Source organism: Neobacillus niacini (genome assembly GCF_019749295.1).
GTDB lineage: Bacteria > Bacillota > Bacilli > Bacillales > Cytobacillaceae > Neobacillus > Neobacillus niacini_D.
Map to the genome: position 1 here is coordinate 1 of NZ_JACWFG010000035.1, position 23,700 is coordinate 23,700.

General features: G+C 36.4%; 23 protein-coding genes. 15 read left to right on the forward strand and 8 right to left on the reverse strand.

Going from position 1 to position 23,700, the window contains the following annotated elements; all coding sequences use genetic code 11:
• The first annotated feature begins 242 nt into the window (after positions 1–242).
• The 3 genes from H0184_RS27010 to H0184_RS27020 all read left to right on the forward strand — a co-directional run bounded on the left by H0184_RS27010 (position 243) and on the right by H0184_RS27020 (position 2,764).
• On the forward strand, positions 243–617 hold the full coding sequence (locus tag H0184_RS27010; protein ID WP_260631819.1) for a MerR family transcriptional regulator: 375 nt from the start codon (positions 243–245) through the stop codon (positions 615–617).
• A gap of 212 nt (positions 618–829) precedes the next feature.
• Positions 830–1,963, forward strand: a complete 1,134-nt coding sequence (locus H0184_RS27015; protein ID WP_221830992.1) for an NADH-dependent flavin oxidoreductase — start codon at positions 830–832, stop codon at positions 1,961–1,963.
• A 60-nt stretch (positions 1,964–2,023) separates the two neighbouring features.
• Entirely contained in the window at positions 2,024–2,764 is a 741-nt protein-coding gene (locus tag H0184_RS27020; RefSeq protein WP_221830994.1) for an SDR family oxidoreductase, read from the forward strand.
• A gap of 493 nt (positions 2,765–3,257) precedes the next feature.
• On the opposite strand, the gene H0184_RS27025 is transcribed toward H0184_RS27020, so the two are convergent.
• Complete coding sequence (locus tag H0184_RS27025) at positions 3,258–3,404, reverse strand: hypothetical protein (RefSeq protein WP_221830996.1); 147 nt, start codon at positions 3,402–3,404, stop codon at positions 3,258–3,260.
• A 216-nt stretch (positions 3,405–3,620) separates the two neighbouring features.
• Positions 3,621–3,812, reverse strand: coding sequence for a DUF2187 family protein (locus H0184_RS27030; RefSeq protein WP_221830998.1), 192 nt, complete (start codon positions 3,810–3,812; stop codon positions 3,621–3,623).
• A gap of 292 nt (positions 3,813–4,104) precedes the next feature.
• On the opposite strand from H0184_RS27030, the gene H0184_RS27915 reads away from it, so the two are divergent.
• The 5 genes from H0184_RS27915 (at position 4,105) to H0184_RS27050 (ending at position 9,239) form a co-directional block, all read left to right on the forward strand.
• On the forward strand, positions 4,105–4,383 hold the full coding sequence (locus H0184_RS27915; RefSeq protein WP_260631820.1) for a hypothetical protein: 279 nt from the start codon (positions 4,105–4,107) through the stop codon (positions 4,381–4,383).
• A 3-nt stretch (positions 4,384–4,386) separates the two neighbouring features.
• Positions 4,387–4,671: a hypothetical protein gene (locus H0184_RS28140; RefSeq protein WP_396953626.1), complete on the forward strand. Its 285-nt coding sequence runs from the start codon at positions 4,387–4,389 to the stop codon at positions 4,669–4,671.
• A 757-nt stretch (positions 4,672–5,428) separates the two neighbouring features.
• Positions 5,429–7,228, forward strand: coding sequence for a group II intron reverse transcriptase/maturase (gene ltrA, locus H0184_RS27040; protein ID WP_221831000.1), 1,800 nt, complete (start codon positions 5,429–5,431; stop codon positions 7,226–7,228).
• A 1,127-nt stretch (positions 7,229–8,355) separates the two neighbouring features.
• A complete protein-coding gene (locus tag H0184_RS27045; RefSeq protein ID WP_221831002.1) occupies positions 8,356–8,982 on the forward strand; it encodes an NUDIX hydrolase in 627 nt (208 codons plus the stop codon).
• Between the two features lie 95 nt (positions 8,983–9,077).
• Entirely contained in the window at positions 9,078–9,239 is a 162-nt protein-coding gene (locus H0184_RS27050; protein WP_221831004.1) for a hypothetical protein, read from the forward strand.
• 197 nt (positions 9,240–9,436) lie between these two features.
• Here the strand turns inward: H0184_RS27050 and H0184_RS27055 are convergent, their stop codons facing one another.
• Complete coding sequence (locus tag H0184_RS27055; RefSeq protein ID WP_221831006.1) at positions 9,437–9,847, reverse strand: Lrp/AsnC family transcriptional regulator; 411 nt, start codon at positions 9,845–9,847, stop codon at positions 9,437–9,439.
• 131 nt (positions 9,848–9,978) lie between these two features.
• On the opposite strand from H0184_RS27055, the gene H0184_RS27060 reads away from it, so the two are divergent.
• Complete coding sequence (locus tag H0184_RS27060) at positions 9,979–10,740, forward strand: MBL fold metallo-hydrolase (RefSeq protein ID WP_221831016.1); 762 nt, start codon at positions 9,979–9,981, stop codon at positions 10,738–10,740.
• A gap of 330 nt (positions 10,741–11,070) precedes the next feature.
• The gene (locus H0184_RS27065) at positions 11,071–12,276 is read left to right on the forward strand and encodes an MFS transporter (protein ID WP_221831018.1); all 1,206 of its coding nucleotides are present in this window, start codon (positions 11,071–11,073) and stop codon (positions 12,274–12,276) included.
• A 436-nt stretch (positions 12,277–12,712) separates the two neighbouring features.
• On the opposite strand, the gene H0184_RS27070 is transcribed toward H0184_RS27065, so the two are convergent.
• Both H0184_RS27070 and H0184_RS28050 read right to left on the reverse strand, forming a co-directional pair.
• The gene (locus H0184_RS27070) at positions 12,713–14,662 is read right to left on the reverse strand and encodes an efflux RND transporter permease subunit (protein ID WP_313771837.1); all 1,950 of its coding nucleotides are present in this window, start codon (positions 14,660–14,662) and stop codon (positions 12,713–12,715) included.
• Positions 14,623–15,570, reverse strand: a complete 948-nt coding sequence (locus H0184_RS28050; RefSeq protein ID WP_313771836.1) for an efflux RND transporter permease subunit — start codon at positions 15,568–15,570, stop codon at positions 14,623–14,625. The genes H0184_RS27070 and H0184_RS28050 overlap by 40 nt, the downstream gene beginning before the upstream one ends.
• 697 nt (positions 15,571–16,267) lie before the next feature.
• On the opposite strand from H0184_RS28050, the gene H0184_RS27075 reads away from it, so the two are divergent.
• A complete protein-coding gene (locus H0184_RS27075; RefSeq protein WP_221831020.1) occupies positions 16,268–16,597 on the forward strand; it encodes a hypothetical protein in 330 nt (109 codons plus the stop codon).
• 610 nt (positions 16,598–17,207) lie between these two features.
• Here the strand turns inward: H0184_RS27075 and H0184_RS27080 are convergent.
• Positions 17,208–17,936, reverse strand: a complete 729-nt coding sequence (locus H0184_RS27080) for an HAD family hydrolase (protein WP_221831028.1) — start codon at positions 17,934–17,936, stop codon at positions 17,208–17,210.
• Positions 17,937–18,233: 297 nt separating this feature from the next.
• Between H0184_RS27080 and H0184_RS27085 the strand changes: the two genes are divergently transcribed.
• Positions 18,234–18,578, forward strand: a complete 345-nt coding sequence (locus tag H0184_RS27085) for a n-acetylglutamate synthase (RefSeq protein WP_221831030.1) — start codon at positions 18,234–18,236, stop codon at positions 18,576–18,578.
• Between the two features lie 344 nt (positions 18,579–18,922).
• Here the strand turns inward: H0184_RS27085 and H0184_RS27090 are convergent, their stop codons facing one another.
• Both H0184_RS27090 and H0184_RS27095 read right to left on the reverse strand, forming a co-directional pair.
• Positions 18,923–19,807, reverse strand: coding sequence for a hydroxymethylglutaryl-CoA lyase (locus tag H0184_RS27090; RefSeq protein ID WP_221831032.1), 885 nt, complete (start codon positions 19,805–19,807; stop codon positions 18,923–18,925).
• Positions 19,804–20,475 carry a GntR family transcriptional regulator gene (locus H0184_RS27095; protein ID WP_221831034.1) on the reverse strand — a complete coding sequence of 224 codons (672 nt, stop codon included), beginning with the start codon at positions 20,473–20,475 and terminating at the stop codon, positions 19,804–19,806. Before H0184_RS27095 ends, H0184_RS27090 begins: the two co-directional genes overlap by 4 nt.
• A 229-nt stretch (positions 20,476–20,704) precedes the next feature.
• Between H0184_RS27095 and H0184_RS27100 the strand changes: the two genes are divergently transcribed.
• Genes H0184_RS27100 through H0184_RS27110 form a run of 3 tightly spaced genes read left to right on the forward strand, consistent with a single transcriptional unit; the run spans position 20,705 to position 23,685 of the window.
• Positions 20,705–21,907, forward strand: a complete 1,203-nt coding sequence (locus H0184_RS27100) for a CaiB/BaiF CoA transferase family protein (protein WP_221831036.1) — start codon at positions 20,705–20,707, stop codon at positions 21,905–21,907.
• Between the two features lie 14 nt (positions 21,908–21,921).
• Positions 21,922–22,161 carry a hypothetical protein gene (locus tag H0184_RS27105; RefSeq protein WP_221831038.1) on the forward strand — a complete coding sequence of 80 codons (240 nt, stop codon included), beginning with the start codon at positions 21,922–21,924 and terminating at the stop codon, positions 22,159–22,161.
• Between the two features lie 12 nt (positions 22,162–22,173).
• Positions 22,174–23,685, forward strand: coding sequence for a sodium:solute symporter family protein (locus H0184_RS27110; RefSeq protein ID WP_221831040.1), 1,512 nt, complete (start codon positions 22,174–22,176; stop codon positions 23,683–23,685).
• The last annotated feature ends 15 nt before the right edge of the window (positions 23,686–23,700 follow it).

Sequence of the window (23,700 nt, forward strand, 5' to 3'; positions counted from 1 at the left end):
ACCTTATAATACGAACGGGCAGTTTAGTTGAATAAGGAATGGGATTACTATAAAAAAGGGAAATTCGTAGTATTGGCGAGTTTTCCTTTTTTATTGCCCTGACGAAACCAAATTAATCTAAAAAATGTTAGTGCGCCATAAACAAATATAATCCCTTGACTTAGAGTACACTCTAAGTATTACTCTTACATTGTGTTACGAAGGAAGATATAGACATATCAGATTTAATGGAGGCGGTTAAATTGACATATTCCATTGGAGAATTTTCTAAAATCGTTGGGTTAAGCGATCATACCTTGAGGTTTTATGAAAAGGAAGGATTAATAAAAGTAAACAGAGACGATAACAATGTCAGAATCTATTCGGATGAAAATAAATTGTGGATTGAATCATTGCTCCATCTAAAAAATACGGGGATGTCTCTAAAAGATATGAAGCAATTTGCCATGTGGGGACATGTTGGGGATGAAACATTGGAAGATAGGTTAGCCCTACTTAAAAATCATCGAAAAAAAGTAGTGGAAGACTTTGAGAAGCTTCGTCAAAGTTTAGAGCATCTGGATAATAAAATTAATTATTATGAAAATGAAATAGGAGACTGTTTCTCTACAAATTAAGTTACTAGTTGTTTTTTTTCTATTTGCGATTTTTTGATAAATCTCATACAGACGGCTTTCGCAATCATATTTTTATGGGAAAAAATACAAATGATAAAACCCTTGCCTTAGAGTGCACTCCAAGGATTAATCTATTCTTGCACCAGTTAAACACATCAAGGGTGATAAACCTTTACAAAATAATAAATAAACAAATAGAAAGAGGTTAAAAAATGAACTCAAAATATAGCAACCTATTTGAATCACTTACATTTAAAAATGGTATCACCATTAAAAATAGAGTCGTTATGGCTCCAATGACAACTTGGTCCAGTAATGATGATTACACCATTTCAGATGAAGAAGTGAACTATTTTAAAAGAAGAGTCAATGGAGTAGGACTTGTTATCACTGGCTGTACTCATGTACAACAAAACGGTATAGGTTTTACGCACGAATTCGCTGCTTATGACGATAAATTTACTCCAAGTCTGCGAAAATTGGCTGATGCTGCGAAAAGTGGTGGAGCTCCTGCGTTACTTCAGATTTTCCATGCAGGTAACAAAGCACTACCATCTTTAACTCCAAATGGTGAGGTGGTTAGTTCCAGTGCTGTAGAGACTGAAGCTACTGGATTTGCTCCTTCAGTATTACCTAGAGAACTTTCACATGATGAAATTATGGAAGTGATTCATGCGTTTGGAGAAACAACCAGACGAGCCATTGAAGCTGGTTTTGATGGAGTTGAAATTCACGGTGCTCACGGATTTTTACTTCAAAACTTCTTCTCTCCTTTCTTCAACAAACGTGACGATCAATGGGGTGGCTCTTTAGAAAGTCGCTTGCGTTTCCCATTGGCAGTCGTAGAGGAATTGAAAAATGTGATTAAGAAGCATGCAACAAAGCCGTTTATTTTAGGATACAGAATATCTCCTGATGAACATGAAGAAGGCGGTTTGAGAATGAAGGATACGTATGAATTAATTAATCGCCTGATTGAAGAAGATGTTGATTATGTACATGCTTCATTGGCTGATGCTCTTTCTTCAAAGCCAGTCGATAGTCAAGATGAAAAAACATATCTTGAATTAATTGTTGAACATGTAAACGGCAGAGTTCCTGTAATGGCTGCTGGTTCTATGGTAACTGCTGATAATGTTGCAACAGCATTAGGTAAGGGTCTATCCTTAGCAGCAGTTGGTCATGGATTAATCATGAATCCAGACTGGGTAGAAAAGGTTCAGAATGGAAAAGAAGCTGAAATTGAGACATCCATTAAGATTTCAAAAGTAAGCAATCTGGAGCTCCCAGAAAAACTTTGGGGCATAATTCAAGCTTCAGGTCCATGGTTTAATATCGAAGAATAAAACCGTAAAAGTAAAGTGACTGTTTTTTATCACGTTTGTATTAAGAAAGGAATTAATTATATGTCAAATATCCAAGATAAGGTTGTCATTATTACTGGTGCCTCTAGTGGGATTGGAGAAGCTACTGCAAAAGAACTTGCCTCTAAAGGTGCGAAGCTGGTACTGGCGGCTCGTCGAGAAGAACGATTAAAGAAATTACAAGAAGAGATACAAAATTATGGCGGTCAAGCTATTTATAAAGTGACGGATGTTGCCTCTCATGAACAAATGGAAGAGTTGGCTGAATATGCTCTTAAAGAGTTTGGAAAGATTGATGTAATGGTCAATAATGCAGGAGTAATGCCGCTATCACCTGTTCATCAGAAAAAAATAAATGAATGGGATACGATGATTGATGTGAACATCAAGGGTGTTCTTTATGGTATTTCTGCTGTTCTTCCGTCCATGAGAGAAAGAAAAGAAGGACATATCATTAATGTTTCCTCCATCGCTGGTCATTTAGTATTCCCTGCTGGTGCAGTTTATAGTGGTACAAAGTTTGCTGTGCGTGCTATTACAGAAGGTCTTCGTATAGAAGAGGCTAGCAACAATATTCGTACAACCATTATCTCGCCAGGAACTATTACAACAGAATTGCTAGAAGCCATTTCAGATCCAGAATTAAAATCTGCCATCGTTGAAGATAGCAAAATTGGAATCGAGCCTGCAAGCATTGCTCGTGCCATTGGATTTGCAATTGAACAACCATCAGATGTAGCGATTAATGAGATGATTGTTCGTCCAACCATTCAAGAACTCTAAAAAGAAAATCTTTGTATTGAAGCAGCCCCACTTTTTTGGGGCTGCTTATTTGGTATTTAAGACTAAAGAATTAAAATGGAGATTCATTTTAAGCTTGTGAAGAATTGTACTTAAACAAACGGGTGCTTTACTAAAAAAAATCATCTGAAAAATGAATACTAAAAAATGGCTCAGTGTGAACTGAGCCCTTTACTTTTTATTGCAAAAAACGTATACAAAAGGCAGTACAAATTGAGCTACATTTTCGATTGCATTTTAGGGTTTTGTGATAGGAAACGGAAACCGTTATAAAAAAGGTGTTACCTTTTTGGTAGCACCAATTTGTAATATTTAAAGTCAGTTATTATTTATGAGAATTCAATTTAGTCAATTTTAACAAAAAAAAATGAGGGTTAGGCAATATGGCAACAACACACTATCCCATCTTGGTATGATTGTAATAAATCATTTAAGGCTTGTTGATTAATCATTTCAATAAAATCAGAGGGTGGGTTTAAGGAAATTCCTCTCCGATTAGCAACAGAAATAATCCTAATTCATAATACATATTTTTCGTTAGAATTCCTTTTTCAATATTTTTAATAATTTCATTATAAAAACGTATTAAAAACTCAACAGGTAACTTTTCATAGAAATTCATTATCCAATCCACCTCAAACCCCCAATAATTGTAAACCCTTTCGCAAATTATAACATTATTCGTTTTATTTTGTTTGTTAACATTATGTGAAAATCAAAAATATTATGATTTTTGTATTTGCAAAATCCGAGAACGGAATACATACACTAAAAGGGAAGGTGTTTATTTTCTCCAATCATAACAATTTCTTAATTTAAACTAATGTCCTGGCTTTTATTATAATTGTAATGCTGCTTTTTTAATAACTTGGTAGTTTTTATGATTGATAACGGTTACATTATTTTCATAAAATATATCCGTAGGATTTATATGTATTTTAATCATTACAGAGTTTTCATAAACCTTTTCCACAATCCCGATAATTCCTTTTTTTGATCTAATCTGATCATTTACCTCTGCAATATTCATGATGGTTCACCCTTTTTAACTATAATTTACAGAAAATTCCCTAATATTGCAACCCCTTATTGCAATGAAGAGTAAAAATATGGTTAAAACCATTCTCGTATATTATTAATATCAGTAGCTGAAAATTACTCTTTTTATATACCATCAATAATGATACAAGCGTATTTGTGTAATAAATATGTGAAGGAATGTACTTAAACTAAAGATGCAGGTTAGTGGAAGAAGGAATAGTTTAACCCTTGATTGAATATGAACAAACAGGGATTAACAAAAGGAAGGCTGTGAGGATTGAATGTTTGATGAAAAAAAAGAGAGTTCAATTTTAGGAACAGTCATTGCGGTTAGTTTAAGTAAGAAACATACGTTTAGTAAAAAAAATCAAGATATTATAAAATTAGTGAAGGGTTTGGGGGTCGAAGGTGATGCACACTTTGGTTCAACAGTTAAACATCGCTCGAGAGTGGCTCAAGATCCAAACCAACCGAACCTAAGACAAGTGCATTTAATTCAAAATGAGTTATTTGAAGAGTTAGCAGACCGTTTTAATATTAAACCTGGACAATTGGGTTAAAATATTACAACTGTCGGAATAAACCTTCTTGATTTACCAACGGACACGATATTATTTATAGGTGAGTCTGCAATTATTAAAGTAACAGGCTTACGAAATCCTTGTGCTCAAATTAATAATTTTAAACCGGGTCTTTTAAATGCTGTTTTGGATAAGGATTCAGATGGAAATCTATTAAGAAAAGCAGGAATAATGGGAGTTATATTAAAAAGTGGAGAAGTGAAACTGGGAGATACCATCCGAGTTGAATTACCTCACAGACCATTTAAAAAGCTTGAACGTGTTTAAACTAGCTGGGTGCGTATTTGCACCTTTATGAAATTAACCTTGTTTGTAAATAAATGTACTGTGCGAAACGTTTCCTTATAAGTGCTTAAACACGAAATAGGAGGATTGCTATAAAGCAATCACAACTGATTAACCGAAACTCGGAATGAAAGCCGTCATGTTGAGCTGAAACGAGTTATCTGATACTCCTACATGCAAGGAACGGTAGTAGCCTGAATTGTATGAAGCTAGGTAAAGTCGGCTGAAGTGAACCTAAGTTCTACATAGAATATGGTTGACGATAGGTCGGGATGCTACAAAATATCTAAGGTGAGAATGTCCAATAATAGGACTGACGAACTCACGAATGTACGGGTCTAGATTTTTGATACGTTCGAAAGACGTATACTGTAAACGCAGGGTCAAACACCGAAAAGTACGATTAGTATATAGGAACCTCGGTATATCTAACAAATGAGGATATAGGATTGACAGGCTTAAAGTAAGCACCTACGGATATATGTAAAGCTAGGTTAATTGGAACGTTGTAAGTAAGAAACATCCATTAATAAATGACTACTATCAGGATGGTGTCTATAAGATAAGATCGAAATGACTTTATTCTTGCGAAAGTAGGGATATAGTACCAATGAAACGTGTAACGAGCGTGGAGGGATGGTCCCAAGTCTTATTCTTTGAAGGCAAATCAATTTAATGAAACTCACAGGTTCGAGTAAGATGATGGGATTTTCCGCAAGGAAGGAGAAACAATCCATCAGTGAGTACAGCTTTACGACATGCAGAATATTATAATATGCAAGATATATTCGATGACCTTTACGAGCGAAGTAAAAACAATGCCACTAAGGGTTTAAGGCTATATGAAAATATCATATCGAAAGAAAATATCCTATTAGCCTTTCGAAACATCAAAGCGAATACAGGTTCAAAAACAGCTGGAACTGACGGTATCACAATTGACCAATACAAGATTGAAAATGTTGATGAATTTATCGAAGGAATTCGAATATCACTCATAAATTATAAACCCCAAACAGTACGAAGGGTTGAAATACCTAAGCCTAATGGAAAGAAAAGACCATTAGGTATTCCAACTATGAGAGATAGATTAATACAACAGATGTTTAAACAAGTATTAGAGCCAATTTGCGAAGCTAAGTTTTATCACCATTCATACGGTTTCAGAACAAATAGGTCAACCCATCATGTAATGGCTAGATGTCAGTTCTTAGTCAATAATGTGAAGTTACATCATGTAGTAGATATTGATATAAAAGGTTTCTTTGACAATGTAAGCCATTCAAAATTAATTAAACAAATGTACAGTATAGGTATACGGGATAAAAGAGTTTTAGCTATTGTCTCAAAAATGCTAAAGGCACCAATAAAAGGCATAGGTGTTCCAACCAAAGGAACTCCGCAAGGAGGTATCCTATCCCCTCTTCTATCGAATATTGTTTTAAATGATTTAGACTGGTGGATAGCTAACCAATGGGAATGCTTAAAACTAAAACATTCTTATGCACCTAATAGTAAGACAAGAGCGTTAAAGAAAACAAATCTCAAACAAATGTATATCGTCAGATATGCAGATGACTTCAAGATTTTCACAAACTCTAATAAATCAGCTATTAGGATATATCACGCTGCCAAAGGTTATTTAAAAAATCAATTGAACCTTGATATATCTACCGAGAAATCAGCGATTACCAATCTAAGAAAGAGAACATCCGATTTTCTAGGTTTTTCTCTCAAAGCAGTAACCAAGCGTAATAAATATGTAGCCAATACACACATTATGGATAGAAAGAAGAAAAACATAATAGAAAAACTCAGATATTTAATTCGCTTGATTCAAAATAAGCCAACACCAAAAACTGTTTTGGATTATAACTCTTATATTCTCGGAATAAAAAATTACTTCAAGGTCGCAACTCACATCAATATTGATTTTGGAAAAATAGCCTATCATCTAACGAAAACCATGTACAATCGTCTAAAATCCATTGGGAAGTATGGAAAACCCATTAATCCATCAGAAACATATAAGAGACTTCATAAAAATAATTTCAAAACGTATAAAATTGCTGGTCTGTACTTATTTCCGCTAGGAGATACACAAACAAGCAATGCTATGAACTTCAGTCAAGATATATGTGACTATACAAAAGAAGGAAGGCTTAAACTTCATCAGAATCTTAGGGCTGACATTGCCATAGAAATTAACAAGATGTTACAAATACCTTACGGTAAAGACAACTTAGAATTTGCAGATAACAGAATCTCAAGATACTCTATGCAACTAGGAAAATGTGCAGTAACAGGAGAATTTTTGACATCCGATAAGTTGCACTGTCACCATAAGATACCCCGACATATGGGTGGCACCGATGAATTTAGCAATCTTGTAATCGTGCATGAAGATGTACATAGATTAATCCACGCTACTAATGAAACGACGATTGAACGATATAGGAACATTCTTCAATTAGATGGAAAACAATTGAAGAAGCTAAACCAATTTCGTAAAGTTTGTAATTTAATTGCTTTAGTCTAAAAGAATAAGATGGAACGCCTAATGCGGTAAAAATCGCACGTTGGGTGTGGAGCAGGGGAAAAGACGGAGATTACCTCAAAGTCTTACCTATTGCTATTAAACTATAGGGGTGCATTCCTTCAATAAGGAATGCTAATTGCAGCTAAAACATTGGTGTTGCTACTTTAACTTACCTTGACGAAAATAAATAATGAAAGCCAAGCACCGTCCTTACTCTACATTTTATTATAGGGGAAGGGTGGTGTTTTATTATGGGAATTACAGCCATCGGATCTTGATAGAAAAAATTGTAACGTTATATCTTCTTTTGTAGAAAACAACCAACTAGCACATTAATCATGCTAAAGTGAACAAAACATATCTGAGGAGGAAGGGTAATGCAGTATATTGATAGTTTCGGTTGATAGATACTGTCTTTTAGACCATATGGATTCCATTCTTCAATTATTTTTTTTATCTCTTCGGTATAGAGACATTCGAAATATACAAGTGTATAAAAGGTTCCAATAACAGTAATAAATCTAACCCAGAAGATTTAGCATATTATATTCAAAATGTATTAGAGGGTTACGTTAAGGAATGGAACAAACAATTTAGTCTGGATTATGATAAATGTTTGGTAATAGCCAAAAAAATAACTAAAGAAATTGAAAGTAACGGTAACGATATATAAATAATGTAAAGGTCGTAGGACAATTTAAGAAAGACAATGCTAAGGAAAAGGAAAAATATACAAAGTTATTTACTTAAATGTTTTCATGTATTATTCTTTATATATACCTAGATAATCTATATATATAAAATTACTATGTATAATAAAGTTAATAACTTTTGAAAAAAAAAAGTTGAAGGGAGTAATCTTAATGGGATTTTATTATTTGCTCATCCTGTTTATAGGTGTTGTTCTGCTGGTAGGAGGTAGCATTAAATGGGTTGTTTCTCGGTCTGTAAAGAAAAGTTTATATCTGTTTGTTTTTGGAATATTATTGATTGCTACTTCGTTATTCCTTTTAACTCCTGATAGTTCCGAAATTATTTATAATCTTATTCATTAAAAAAAGTTTTAAAATCAGTTATTTCATTTGAAGTAATGTTTGTGAGAATAGAAAATATTAGGGGAAACGTTTATGGGAGAACAAGAGAAATTAAAGATTTTTGATGAGAATAGAAACCAAATTGGTATTGCTTCTCGGAGTGATGTACATAGGATTGGATATTGGCATGAAGGATTTCATTGTTGGTTTGTCAGTAATGAGCAAGGAATAGATTATATATACTTACAGCTTCGTAGTAAAAATAAAAAAGACTATCCTAATCTATTAGATATTACTGCTGCTGGACATTTATTAGCTGATGAAAAGGTTATTGATGGAGTAAGAGAAATAAAAGAAGAAATAGGAATAGATGTTGATTTTGAGGATTTAATTCAGCTGGGTATTATAAATTATTGTGTTGTCAGAGAAAATTTCATTGATAAAGAATTTGCAAATGTTTTTTTATATAAGTACGAAAATAGCTTTGATAACTTTACACTTCAAGCAGAAGAAGTTTCAGGAATTGTAAGAGCCAAATTTACTGATTTTGCTCAACTTTGGTTTGGTGAAAGAGATGAAATTGAAATCAGTGGATTTGAGGTAAATTATGATGGAAATACGCTAATAATTGAGGAGAAAGTTAACAGAGATAAATTCGTTCCACATCAAATTTCTTTTTATAAAGAAGTTATTCAAAAGATACAAGAACAGATTAGGTAAAACTTTTTCTAATTTCGTAAACGGCTGCGTTTGCTTTACAACGATTTAGTTGCTTCGGCAGCTTTTTTTCGTTGTTCCACTAAAGTGGCAGGTGAGTGTTAGAGGATATAATTTGGACCATTATTGATTATGAAGTAATTAACAAAAATCTAATGGTCAGAGTAAGTGGTCAAATAACACCAGCGATGTCTGTTGGAGATATTATCATAACTTATGAATACCGGGATAAAATGTATCAAGCCAAATTGTTGAACTAAAGGTGAGCTTTCTTGAATAATAAGAACCTTTTCTAAGTTTAGTAAAAAGGGATTTTTCTTTGTGTGATGATCTTATATTTCCTCTAAACACTACATACAATAAGTAACTTCAACTTAAAAGGCATCAATCCTTCATGGATTAATGCCTCCGTTTGTTTAAGTGTATTCCTTCACAATGTCGCATGATTTTTGATGTACTATTTGTTAATAACAATGGATAATTTGTAGCCCACCAAATTGCTCAAACCAGTCAAGAATTCATCTAATATTTCATTACTTGGGAATTTGCATTCGAGAAGATAACAACTTTCTCCACTGACTTTGTAGTTGTTTATGATGAATTGATTGTGTTCTTTTAAAAACGACAGATAAGGTTGATGATTCGTGCTTTTCGTATAAATATGTATAATTGCGTGAACAAGACAGCCCATTTTTACTTGATTCACTTTAATGGTGTACCCCTCAATAATCCCATTGTCCTCTAATTTCGCCACTCTAGCTGAAGCAGCCGGTCCAGTCAAATGGACTTTTTCACCCAATTCTTTCATTGTAATCCGACTGTTCTTAGTTAGTTCCTTCAAGATATGCATATCTGTGATATCTAACATTTATTTAACTCCTTTCATAAATAAAGTCAAACCGCCAAAAGACTTTACTTAATCTATGTATCTGTCATGTTCCATAGTTTAGACTATACATTGTTCAGAGGAAATTTCAAAAGATAAAGGAGTTAATTAATATGAATATACATCAAATTCGTAATGCAACAATTGTCGTTGAATATGCGGGGAAGAAGTTTTTAATCGATCCAATGTTATCAGAAAAAGGGACTTACCCGCCTTTCCCTTCATTAAGACAAAACAACTCAAAGAATCCTTTAGTGAGTTTACCAATATCCATTGACGATATCATTCATGATGTTGATGCTGTTATTGTCACTCATCTTCATTATGACCACTGGGATGATGCTGCTAAAGAAGCGCTGCCCAAAGAGATTAAAATATTTTCCCAAAATGAAGAAGATGCGACTGAGATTCGAATTGCAGGCTTCCAAAATGTAGAGGTTTTACAAGAGAATACAGTCTTTGAAGGAATCCAAATAATTAAAACAAAAGGCGAGCATGGAAGAGGCGAAATCTTAAAGGTTACTGGTCAAGTGTGCGGCGTTGTCTTCAAACACTCAAATGAGAAAACTTTATATGTAGCTGGAGATACTGTTTGGTATGAAGCTGTTCGGGAAGTAATTGAAACACACAAACCAGAAATCATTGTTGTCAACGGCGGGGATGTTCAACTCTCTGAAGGTGGTTCTCTAATTATGGGGAAAGATGACATTTATGAAGTTTATAAAGCTGCTCCAGATGCAAAAATCATTTCTGTCCATATGGAAGCTGTCAATCATTGGACATTATCAAAAGAAGAATTAAAAAGCTTTATTAATGAAAAAGGAATCTCCTCACATGTTTTAGTACCTGATGACGGTGAATCATATTCACTTTAAAGAAACAGAGGAGACAGTAATTATAGTTTTAATCTTATATGAGTGGAAAGACAAGATTTTTTTGGCATCCGATTTGTGGTAAATCATCCTTTTGTTGGATAAACTTCTGATCTTGAAACTCAGGTTAATGGTGAATCTTAATTTTATATGTGCAGTTTCTAAGCATTTAATTGTTCTGTAATGATACAAGGAGCTCATGATTATGTGGTTGATAATCATGAGCTCCTTAATTATTTATTGAACGAAACCTTCTAAAAAAGTAGAAGCCTCTTGGACAGTATTGGGAGAGGTATCCACATCAATGTTTATACACAAAAGAGGTGTTTATATATGAAGAAAACAATTAAAGAGCAAAAGTTGGTATTAATTATTCTTTTAAGCAATCTATTCATTGCATTTCTAGGTATAGGTCTCATTGTCCCAGTTATGCCGTCTTTTATGAATATCATGCATTTATCGGGAAAAACGATGGGCTATCTTGTCGCCGTACATTCTGTGGCACAACTACTTATATCACCACTCGCAGGACGATGGGTTGACCATTATGGCAGAAAGAAAATTATTATAATTGGCTTGTTTCTTTTTGGCGTTTCTGAACTTATCTTTGGTTTAGGCACGAATGTATCAGTGCTTTATCTATCAAGGATTCTAGGGGGTATTAGTGCCGCCTTTATTATGCCGGGCGTTACTGCATATGTTGCAGATATTACATCTATACAGGAACGGTCAAAAGCGATAGGCTATATTTCTGCAGCCATTAGTACTGGCTTTATTATCGGACCTGCCATCGGTGGCTTCATTGCAGAATACGGTATACGTATGCCCTTCTTCTTTGCGGCAGGCATTGCCTTTTTAGCATGCATATCATCAATATTTATTTTAAAAGAGCCGCTAACAAAGGAACAGCTTGAAGAAATCTCTGCTAATACAAAACAAACAAACTTTATAAGCGATTTTAAAAGATCACTTAATCCACGTTACTTTACTGCCTTTATCATTGTATTTGTACTTGCTTTCGGTTTATCAGCATATGAAACAGTTTTCAGCCTATTTTCTGATCATAAATTTGGCTTCACGCCGAAGGAGATTGCAGCTATTATTACAATCAGCTCAATCTTCGGTGTTGTTATTCAAGTATTTATGTTTGGAAAAATGGTAGATATACTTGGTGAAAAGAAACTTATCCAATTATGTTTAAGTGTAGGTGCAATATTGGCGGTGGCGTCCACTGTAATCTCTAGCTTTTTGGCAGTGCTGGCGGTAACTTGCTTCATCTTCCTCGCATTTGACTTGCTTCGTCCAGCATTGACGACTTTTTTATCAAAAGCTGCCGAGAAAGAGCAAGGATTTGTTGCTGGTATGAACTCAACCTATACGAGCCTAGGTAATATCGGCGGGCCAGCGATGGGTGGAATATTATTTGACGTAAACATCGACTATCCTTATCTTTTCGCTGCTGTTATTATGGTCATTGGATTCGGTATTACAGTTATGTGGAAGGAAAACCAATTGAGAGAAAGCTTAGCGAAAAAATAAGAAAAGCACACAAGGCACCTTTGGAACAATAAATGGACTAGATTGGACATGTAATAATCTAGAGTGATACAAAATCGAAACCAACCAAACTTAAGACTAGTGTATTGAATTCAAATACAAGTAGGGTTGAGAATTATAGGCGGAGAATTTCCGGCCATTGTTTAAAGAAGAACCTTAAGAAGCATTTATATGCGAGGATAATCCGGCTAACTGCTTTTAATAAGACCAATTCCAAGGATTTGAATAAAATAAGCGGAAAAACTTCGCCTATTTTTAAGGAAATATGGGTATTTCCCAATTCAAACGGAAATTTTCCGCTTATTTTCCAAACACAATGAAATCAACATTCAGTTTAAAAGAGCCTATCAAAAAAGTCGAAAACCCGCAAGATTACTAGCTTTTGCAGGTTTTCGGAACCTCTATTACAGACTACATTTTACATTTGAATGTGTTGATTAGATGACTCAGACATTCTTTGTTTCCTTGATTTCTTAAAATACAATAATTCATACACACATGGGATGACGATTAATGTCAAGAGCGTTGCGAGAGCCAGCCCGCCAATTACCACAACGGCCAAGCTTTGAGAAACCAAGCTTCCAGTCTGTGATGCTTTAAACAAGAGTGGAATCATCGCACAGATCGTTGCGATGGCGGTCATCATGATCGGCCTCATTCTCGTAGCCGTTGCCTCCACAATCGCTTCGCGAATACTCATTTTTTCTTCATTTTGTCTAACCCGGTCAATCAGAACAATTGCATTGGTTACGACAATACCAATCAACATTAGCGCTCCAAGCAGGGCGGTGATATCAACGGAAATCCTGCTGATTAAGATTCCTAGAATTGCACCGATGGCTGCTAATGGAAGGGAAGTTAATATCGCGATTGGTGCTTTAATCGACTTAAACGTGATAACCATAATCAAGAACACAATTCCGATGGAAACAAGCATAGTTAAGAATAAATCGGTGAAATCCTCCATCTGCTGTGCACTTGCTCCTCCAATCAAAACGTCTACCTCTTCAGGAAGGTCCATTCCTTTATTGTCTTTTTGGTCACCGAATATCTCTACATTAATCTTGGTCGAAATTTCAGAGAGCGTAGCAGGGTCGACGGTTGCTGTGACACGAAGGTAGGTTTCTCCATCTTTATGGAATTGGCTGGTTGAACTCTCAGCCACTTTTAAGGCTACAACCTCTGAAACGGGTACCATTCCACTTTCAGTCATAATAGAAATGTTTTTCAAGTCGTCTTCAGTTTTCGTGTCTAGTAAAGGCTCAAGCACAACTAAGGTTTGTTTTTCATTTAACATGATGGTTCCAAGTGGTGTTTGATTTAGCATGACACCAAGCTGCTGGGCAATTTGCTGGGTATTGCCTTTTGCAGGATCGACAACTAGAGAATAGACGGTTTTCTTTTCATCTTGATTCGTTGTTACTTTTTCAACACCGTCAATGTCGGATACTTTATCTTTTATACTGTTTGCGGTTTGCTCCAGTTGATCAATATCCTCACCAATCACATCTATGGTAATCGAGGTTCCAGCTCCACCCATCATAAACGAAGCTGTGGCAACTTCTAATACAGCTTCTGTATAGTCATCCTTCTTCTCTTCAATTACTTTTAGGACCTTATCGGTATCATCTTTATCTTTTAACATGATACTGATGACGGCTTCGGTAGCTGATCCAATTTGACCAAATTGAGCGGAATCGGCTGAGGTACCGACCTGGTTAAAAATATAATCAACTTCATCCATTGCCGTAATTGAATTTTCAAGCTGTATGGCCTTTTCCTTTACCGTTTCAAAAGGTGTTTCATTTGGATATTTCAAGGTTGCGGTAATAAAGTCGGCAGAAGAATTATCCACTACACCCTTCGGTACGGCAAAGTATGCGCCTATTGATCCGGCAAACAATAGCAAGGAAATCGTAAAGACAACCCATTTATGATTCAAAGACCATTTGACTACTTTTGGAAAACGTACGGCTGGTTTATGTTCTGGTAGTTTCGTGTTTTTCAACAAACCAGCGCTCATTAACGGTACCAATGTTAGTGCAACCAAAAGGGAGGCCAGTAGAGAATAGGTAACCGTTAAGGCAAATGGTAAAAGGAATTCCTGAAGTCCGCCGTTTAATAAACTCATTGGCAGGAAGACCGCGACCGTTGTTAACGTGGAGGCCGTAATCGCTGCACCCACTTGTTTCGTAGCATCAATGACCATTTGCACGGAAAACTTCTCTGTTTGCATTTTACGGTATATATTTTCAATAACCACGATACTATCATCCACAAGCCGCCCAACGGCAACCGCAACTCCGCCGATTGTTAAGATATTTAACGTTACTCCGGAACGTGAGAGTAAGAATAAGGTGAAACGTATTTTTTGTTGATTTCCTTGGTTACTTTTTCAATATCTTTACTGATCGTTACAGCATTGGAATGGCTGTCTTTTGTAATACTGATGCTTAATGCTTCTTTCCCATCGAAACGGTTTAGGAAATTGGATTGTGTAGTTTCCTTAATGGATGAGATATCCTCAAGCGTTACATTTGGTGCGACTGGCAGGTTTTTTAGTGTTTCTATACTTGATAAGTCGCCAATCACCTTAATATTGCTAGTTTTCCCGTCAATATTCTTTTCTCCGATGGCAAGAGAGGTGTTTTGACCTTGAAGAATTCCAAGGACACTCTGAAGGGATAGCTGGTTTTCTGCTAACTTTTGATTGTCAATTTTGACAGAGATAACAGGATTAACCAAACCATAGGTTTGAACCTGGGAAACACCGTCGATGTCTTTGTACATTGGTTCAATTTTATCTTTAACTAATTCCAGGTTTTCGTTGGTGAGGCCATCTTTAAAGGTTATCGCGATGTTGGAGATGGGAATCATGGAGGTATTGAGCTGCGAAATGATAGGCTTTGATATGTATGCTGGAAGTGTCACACTTGATAATGCCTCTTGAACATCTAGTTTTGCCTGTTTCATGTCAGAGCCGGCTTCGAAAAATAAATCAATCTTTGAAAATCCGTCTCCTGTGGTGGAATAAATCGAGTTCTTACCCTTAATACCGTTGACCGCTCGCTCAATAGGAGAAGTGACATCACTCTCCATCGTTTTTGAATCGGTCCCTTGCCCCATAGTAATAATGGTTACCTGCGGATTGTCAGCAGAAGGCAAGAATTCCATCGGTAATCGAAAATAACTAACGACCCCAATGATTAAAATTAATACAGTCAACAATGAGACGGCGGCTTTATTCCGAAAAGCCCATTTTGTGAAAACTGACATAGGAACATCTCTCCTTTAAATAGATATAAGGACCATGGGGACGGTTCTTATGGCTTTTTCATTACACCATGAGAAACCCTCGTGGAACCTATTCTCGAACTTTCTCCCTAAATATCCCATATATTTCTTGATTTGAGGAGACTGAATTTTTTCTACGACTTAGGTCTTACGGATGGCTACATACATTAGCGGGGGAAGTAAGAGGGCAAAGTTCTTGGCCTGTTTTGACTAAATGATGCATTACATTCGAATAAAGTAAAAAAAAGCGTTACAAAAACGCTTCAAAGAATCATCAGAGCTACTGATTTTTTGTTAAAGAAAGCTCGGAGAAATGAACGAGTAGAATTGTATATTGGTAAAAAGAATCCTGGATCTCACAATAATCTGAAGTATATCGGTGTAGAAGAATATATTGCTTACCATTGTACTGTACGAATTGTTTTTTCAAATAGAACACCCCTATAAATGAAGTTATTGAATATGTATTAATCAACTAGTAACGGCTCCGCCTACGCCAAATACCATGATAGCCACGCATGCTATCCCCACTACTAATAGAGTAATCAATCATTGTTAAGAGGATGCTTTGTGGATGTTAAGGTTCTGTAAATCTTTTATAAATGCTTCAGGTAGCTTTTTCTAAACAAATCGGCGTAATTGTAATTACTCTAAATGTACAAGATAAAGGAAAAAGGAGATGGTCACTCTGAAACATGTAATTGTAGTAGGGGCAATAACATTCTTCATGCTGGCAGGCTGCGGTTCAGAAGTTACAGAACCCAATCAAGAGGTAAAACAACAAGATGTTCAGGAAGTGGAACCAAAGGTGGAGGAACCTAAGATCAAAAAAGAACAATACGATGTTGTGTGGGGAACTTATGATAATGAATGGGTTTATAGTGATGACTGGACGGGGGAAGGATTCCAAAATTTCGATGAAGCAATGAATGTGCTGGATCAATGCATGAAAGAAACCGAAGAGGAAACCGAGAAGTGTGTATATGATTACTTAAATAATAAAAAATAATAGTGGTAAGATTATATCAATTGAGACAGTAGTCCAACAACAAATAGATTACTACAAGGCACAAGATATTAAGGGACTTGCAAGTATGCAGAAGATATCACTATTTACACCTTCCCTGATAATACCATCACCTTAAGCAGGAAACAGGCACGAATCGAGAGGTATACAGAAACCTTCAAAAAGAAAATGTACGCTGACATAAAAAACGATTAATCGTCGGAAACAAGGTTATTGATTGGGAAATGGCAACGAATGGAATGAGAGGTGAAAGTGCTAGTTATTGGCTATTTATGAAGTAAAGGATGATATGATTTCCAAGGTTTGGTTTATCAGGGAATGAATTAGTATTCACCTATTTTTGCCAAGCTCGTTATGGATTTTAAAATTGACATATGGAAATCTTAAAATGTTTTTATTGTTTAATGCATCTTTTGAAGCTTTCTTTACTTTTCTGTTTTACGAAGTTTGCAAAAAAAATAAAATATTGGCGATTAGTTCGATAAGTATGAAAAGAATGATTATATCTTGAAATATCGTACTTAACTGGTATAAAAGGGACCTTTCCGTCTAGGTGAAACTTCGAAGGGTATTACCTATCCACTTACATTATTTAATCTTGTATACGTTTATCAATTACATCAGGAACTTCTTGAAGTGAATCTACAGTGAAAAAAGCACTACTATGCTCAACGTTAACTTCAACCATGTTATATTGCCATTCATTTTCAGCTGGAATGTAGATTGCATGGATATCCATTTCCAGTGCTGGGACAATATCCGTTCTTAATGAATTTCCAACCATCCATGTTACTTTAGGATCAGCTTTAATAGTTTTTATAATATCGGATAGAGCTGTTGTATCTTTATGTTCCGAAATAAAAATGCGATGTTCAAAATATGTAGTCAATTCTAACTGGGTAATTTTTCTGCGTTGATTAGCCTCATCTCCTCCGGTGTGCAAATATAATTCATGTCCCTCTTCTTTTAACCGTATCAGCGTTTCATTCATGTATGGAATAGGTTCAACAGGAATCTCGAATACCTTAAAACCCAACTCTCTTAAATATTGGATTTCATCTTTTTTCTTTTCCCTATCAGTTAAGTCGCAATAGTATTTATAAGTGCCAACAAACGACTCGGGAAACCGTTCTGACTTTAGACCATGCTCACTAATCGCTGCAACATCAAGTTGAAGCTGTTTCTGTCTTATATCTTCCTCTGAAATCGAGTCAAACCAGACCATCATTTGGTCAGCGAATTCGTCTATTACTAGGTTAAAATATCTATTACAGTATGATAATGTATCATCAAGGTTAAATAAGATGTTTTGTTTTTTCATTTTTTACTCCTTTGTCAAGAGATCCGTATTTTAATAACTGCAATCGTTTTTAAGTAACGGTCCAGTTTGGTTTAACAAGAGGTTTTCGTTAATTTGACTTTTGACTAAAATGGTAATAATATTAGAAAATTTTTTTCAAATTTTTTACCCATCTACAATCCTCCTTTTATTAAGCCTATTTTACCCAAAGGGATAATTAATATTTTTATTTTAGAGGCAGGATTTTTACAAAATATGTCCCTCATTTAACCAGGATGGTATAATTTTTAAAAAAATAGGGAAAAGGGGAAGAGAAAAGTGATAGATTTTAATGGTCGTAGCTTTGTTTCAATTGAAAATACAGATAATGGTGAAGTTTCTTCAAAGACTATTTTTGATTATAAACAAGAGGGGCACATCATCTCAGCAACATATAGTGGAGGGGAAATTGTAAAAGGAACATTGATTGGAGTAATAAAGGATGACGGTTGCTTAGAGTTTAGATATAACCACGTTAACAACAAAAATGAAATTAGAGGTGGACAATGTATTTCTACTCCTAAAATCTTACCAGATGGGCGAATCAGGTTATATGAAAATTGGAAATGGCTTGATTCTGAAGCTACTGAGGGAAATTCAATTATTGAAGAAATTAATATTTAAAACTATTGAACAGACTAAATTATCCTTATTGTGCTTAATTAAACAGCATTATAAATCTATAAAAGAAATGGCTCTGAGCCATTTCTTTTTTTACAAAAACAGGTACAAAAAACGGTTCCAGCGGCTCACCTATTAATAATGAAATAAGGCATATATTAATGCTTTATAAATAATAATTTCATAAACCCCATAATCAACAAAATAGCAGAGCGAATTATTATGTGTAATTACTCTGCTATTTTATCTGCTTTGACATGTTTTTTATAGTTTCGGATAATTCAAAAGAAAATGGCTTATAAGTTTAGGAATCCTAACCTTATGCTTCAGCTCGTTTTTACGGAAAATTAAGCAATTCCCGCTTTCATCAGCATTCCGTCAAGTGGTCGATCCATGTTTTCTTCCATCCACTTTGCGGTTTCTAGGAGCTGGTTTAGGTTTGCCCCTGTCTCGACTCCCATCCCGCGGAACATGTTGACCATGTCTTCTGTACAGACATTACCAACTGCTTTTGGAGCAAATGGACAGCCGCCCAGTCCAGCAATCGAAGAATCAAATCGGGTGACGCCAGCTTGATAGCCTGCAAGGGTATTGGCGAGTCCAAGACCACGGGTATTGTGGAAATGAAGGCCGAGCGAAAATTCTTTTCCAAACTGCTTATAAAAAGCAGCAACCACAGTTTGAACTTGAATGGGATTCGCCATCCCAGTTGTATCAGCTAACGTAATTTCTGTACAACCTGCTGCAATAAATTTTTCAGCGACAGAAAGCACTCTTGTTAGTGGAACCTCTCCTTCAAAAGGGCAGCCAAAGGCAGTGCCCAATACTCCTGCTACTCCCTTGCCAGTTTCTGTCCCTTCTGCAATGACTTTTGAAAGCTCTTCTACGGCTTGATCAACGGTCCTTTTGGCATTCTTTTGATTAAAACTATCACTTGTAGTTGTAACCACATGAAGGAAGTCGATATCTGTTTTCAAAGCTCGCTCAAGACCAGAACGACTAAGGACTAGACCGCCATAGCGGACATTCTTATACCTTGGGAGGACCTTCAGTAATTCCTCAGCATCTGCCATCTGCGGTACCACTCTTGGGTTGACGAACGAAACGGCCTCTATGTTGCGAATTCCTGCATCAATTAATCTTGTAATCAATTCAGCTTTTATGTCAGTTGGAATCAATTTACACTCATTTTGTAAGCCATCCCGAGGTCCTACTTCACAAATTTCGATCACTTTACTTCCTCCTTTAATAAATGACTGATCTCACTATCATCTAAATGCCTCAATACATTGTCGCGGCCTTGGAAAATATGTTCATGCATCGCGATTCGAGCCCGTTCTGGCTCTCTGTTTTTTATCGCTTCAAAAATAATTTTATGAACCTCTAGTGATTGCTTTAATTGAAAATCGTTATACCAGTAAAAAGAACGAAACACAATTGGAACAACCACGACCTTTGAGATATGAAAACGAAGATGTGAATTTTTTGATGCTGCAACAATCGCTTCATGGAATGTCTGGTTAACCTTTACAATCCTCCGAACACTTTTCATATCTAAGTGAGAGGTGTCCTCTATCGAATGTTCATATAATTCGTTCGCTTTGGCCAATGCTATTAAATCGTCTTCGGTTCTGTGTATAGCAGCCTGGCTGGCAGCGTAGCTTTCTAGGAGGGTTCTTAAATCATAGATTTCGCGGATATCCTCTTTCGTAAAACGCCTGACTCCGACACCTCGTTTTAAAGGAATGACAAGTCCTTCTGCTTCCAGTTGTTTAATGGCCTCTCGAATAGGAGTTCTGCTAAGATTTAGTTCCTTTGCAAGTGTTTCTTCCCCTAATCTCATCCCAGGCTCCAATTTTCCTAAAATAATCGCCTCTTTAATAAATTCGTATGCATCCATGTCAACACCTCAACTCTATTGTATACAAACTAGAAAAACATTTCAATGAATATTCTGAAAAGTTAATTGAAAGGGGTTTAAAATGGGTAAAAATAGCTAATTTAAGGTGATATTAACAAAAAATTCAAAAAGCGGTTGACTATTTGTATACAAACGGATAAATTTGTATACATAATTAAAAATCTTCAAACTATTCACTTGAGAGACTACAACAATAGGGGGAATGAACATGGCTGAAGAAAGATTGCCATTACAAGATTTGAGGGTGTTGGAATTGGGAACGTTGTTGGCGGGGCCATTCACTGGCAGGATGCTGGGAGATTTCGGTGCCGAGATTATTAAAGTGGAGCCGCCTGGCAAGTCAGATCCCATGAGAGATTGGGGAAAGGCAAAGGATGGCGTAGGACTTTGGTGGCCAATTCAATCAAGGAATAAGAAATCGATCACATTAAACCTGCGTGAGGAAGAAGGCCAAAACATCTTAAAGGAATTAATAAAAGACACAGATGTAGTGATTGAAAACTTTCGCCCAGGAACGATGGAAAAATGGAACCTTTCGTATGAAACACTATCTGAAATCAATCCAAAATTGATAATGGTCAGAACATCTGGATTTGGACAGACAGGACCATATAAACATAGGGCAGGATTTGGAAGTGTTGGTGAAGCAATGGGTGGTCTAAGAAATGTAACCGGATTCACTGATCGTCCGCCATCCAGAATCGGAATTTCCATCGGTGATACATTGGCGGCTTTATTTGCCACCATTGGCTGCCTTGTCGCGCTGCATGAACGGGAGAAATCAGGAAAAGGCCAAGTGGTGGATACAGCCTTATATGAATCTGTTTTTTCGATCATGGAAAGCATCATTCCAGATTATTTGCTAGCAGGTTATATCCGCGAGCGGATGGGGAATATTCTCCCAGGGGTAGCGCCATCCAATATTTATTTTACACAAGACAAGACCTATATTGTCATCGGCGCAAATGCAGATGGTGTTTTCCGCAGACTATGTGAGGCTATGGAACAGCCAGAACTTGCCGACGATTCCCGCTTTAGCACTCATCATGCAAGAGGAGAAAATATGAAACTCTTAGATTCCATGATCGAGGAGTGGACGAAAACACTGCCTGCGAAAGAAGCACTAGCGATTCTCGAGGAAAAAGGTGTTCCTTCTGGATTAATTTATAGTGCCAAGGACATTGTCGAGGACCCGCAATATCAGGAACGGGAGATGATCATTAAGGTAGAACATCCGCAATTAGGTGAATTTCCAATGCCGGGCATTGTTCCGAAATTGAGCAGGACACCAGGAAAGGTCAAGCATGTTGGACCAGATGTAATGGGGAAACATAATGTTGAAGTCTATCAGGAATTACTAGGATTTAATGAAGAAAAATTAAAAGAGCTGCAGGAGAAAAGGATCATTTAAAAGGGGGCTAGGATATGAACAAAGAAGTCAAGGAACCGATTCGGAAAAAGTGGATATGGATTGGATTGGTTTTGATTGTAGTGGGAAATGTTCCATGGTATTTTTCTGAAGGATTCGTGGAGCCTTATATCTTAGGATTTCCGTTATGGGCATTCATCATTTTCATTTTCTCTATTATATTATGTGCATACTTAAGCTGGGTTTGTTTAACGCAATGGAAGATTGTTGAAGAAGAAGAAGAGGCGGAAAAATAAAGGGGGCTAACCATGGGTGAGTTAACATTTGCAGGTATGGATGGAATTATCATCTTGACCGTTTTTGCAATCATAATGCTGGTCATCGGATATTATTCCGGAAGAGGAGAAAAGAATATTCATGAGAGTTTGTCAGGTTATTATTTAGCCAGCGGTAACTTGGGATTAATCGCATTATTTTTTACCCTTTTTGCAACACAGTATAGCGGGAATACCATAGTGGGCTATGCACCTTCCGCTTATCGTACAGGTTTTTCTTGGCTGCAGTCCATTTCCTTTATGACGATCATTATTGGTGTATATTTACTATTTGCACCAAGACTATATGTCATTGCGAAAAAGCGGAATTTTATTACACCAACAGATTGGCTGCAACACCGATTTAACTCAAAAAAGGTAACAATCTTAGCCATTTTTTTAATGCTTTGGGGATTAGGGAACTACTTGCTCGAGCAATTAGTAGCCATTGGTCAGGCGGTATCCGGAATGACGGGTGGTACGATTCCTTACCAGGTGGCCGTTATCGCGTTTGTTTTAGTTATGTTAGCGTACGAATGGATGGGCGGAATGAAAGCGGTTGCGTTCACGGATGTCATGCAGGGACTTGTCCTGCTCATTGGAATTATTTTCTTTGTCATCGGAGGAGTATACTTAGCCGGCGGTAACTTTACCGAGATTACTCGCTACATTACGGAAACAGAACCTGCAAAAACCGCTGTTCCGCCAATGGAAGTGAATGTCAATTGGTTTAGCATGCTGGTCCTTGTCGGGTTAGGGGCAAGTATTTATCCACATGCTGTGCAGCGAATATATGCAGCTAAAAGCGAAAAAACTTTGAGAAAGTCATTTGCGCGGATGGCTTGGATGCCGCTTCTAACAACAGGACTTGTTTTCTTTGTGGGAATCATTGGGCTAAAGCTTTTCCCAGGCTTGGAGGGAAATGACAGTGAACAGCTTGTAGGTTTAATGGCAAATAAAATTGCTGCTATTAATCCATTTTTCTACTGGATTATGATTATCTTTTTTGGTGGAATTGTGGCAGCGATTGTGTCGACAGCGGATTCTGTACTGCTAAGTTTTTCATCACTAATTTCAAATGATGTGTATGGGAAATTCATTAACCCGGGGGCAACGGAGCATAGAAAGGTAATGGTCGGTAAAATTATCGGAATCATAGCCATCTTTGGCCTTCTATGGATTGCCTGGAATCCACCGGGAACATTGTATGAAATCTTCGTTTTAAAATTCGAGCTGCTTGTACAAGTATTTCCTGCCTTTGTGCTTGGTCTTTATTGGAAACGCTTAAACGGAAAGGCCGTATTCTGGGGAATGCTTCTTGGTGCGATTATAGCAGGAATGCTCACATTTTCCGGGTATAAAACCTTCTACGGTATTCACGGCGGAATCATTGGTTTAGCATTCAACTTTATTATCTGTATTGGCGGCTCTTACCTAACTTCCACTTCTGTTTCGAAAAATAAAGTTCTTGAAGAAGACATGAATGCGGTGAGTATAAAAGCCTAAATAAGTAGAGGCGAA

Coding starts and splice junctions, on each gene's coding strand:
- H0184_RS27015 (WP_221830992.1), top strand. CDS start 830: ATGAACTCAAAATATAGCAACCTATTTGAATCACTTACATTTAAAAAT.
- H0184_RS27020 (WP_221830994.1), top strand. CDS start 2,024: ATGTCAAATATCCAAGATAAGGTTGTCATTATTACTGGTGCCTCTAGT.
- H0184_RS27025 (WP_221830996.1), bottom strand. CDS start 3,404: ATGAATTTCTATGAAAAGTTACCTGTTGAGTTTTTAATACGTTTTTAT.
- H0184_RS27030 (WP_221830998.1), bottom strand. CDS start 3,812: ATGAATATTGCAGAGGTAAATGATCAGATTAGATCAAAAAAAGGAATT.
- H0184_RS27915 (WP_260631820.1), top strand. CDS start 4,105: ATGTTTGATGAAAAAAAAGAGAGTTCAATTTTAGGAACAGTCATTGCG.
- H0184_RS27045 (WP_221831002.1), top strand. CDS start 8,356: ATGGGAGAACAAGAGAAATTAAAGATTTTTGATGAGAATAGAAACCAA.
- H0184_RS27055 (WP_221831006.1), bottom strand. CDS start 9,847: ATGTTAGATATCACAGATATGCATATCTTGAAGGAACTAACTAAGAAC.
- H0184_RS27060 (WP_221831016.1), top strand. CDS start 9,979: ATGAATATACATCAAATTCGTAATGCAACAATTGTCGTTGAATATGCG.
- H0184_RS27065 (WP_221831018.1), top strand. CDS start 11,071: ATGAAGAAAACAATTAAAGAGCAAAAGTTGGTATTAATTATTCTTTTA.
- H0184_RS28050 (WP_313771836.1), bottom strand. CDS start 15,570: ATGTCAGTTTTCACAAAATGGGCTTTTCGGAATAAAGCCGCCGTCTCA.
- H0184_RS27075 (WP_221831020.1), top strand. CDS start 16,268: ATGGTCACTCTGAAACATGTAATTGTAGTAGGGGCAATAACATTCTTC.
- H0184_RS27080 (WP_221831028.1), bottom strand. CDS start 17,936: ATGAAAAAACAAAACATCTTATTTAACCTTGATGATACATTATCATAC.
- H0184_RS27095 (WP_221831034.1), bottom strand. CDS start 20,475: ATGGATGCATACGAATTTATTAAAGAGGCGATTATTTTAGGAAAATTG.
- H0184_RS27100 (WP_221831036.1), top strand. CDS start 20,705: ATGGCTGAAGAAAGATTGCCATTACAAGATTTGAGGGTGTTGGAATTG.
- H0184_RS27105 (WP_221831038.1), top strand. CDS start 21,922: ATGAACAAAGAAGTCAAGGAACCGATTCGGAAAAAGTGGATATGGATT.
- H0184_RS27110 (WP_221831040.1), top strand. CDS start 22,174: ATGGGTGAGTTAACATTTGCAGGTATGGATGGAATTATCATCTTGACC.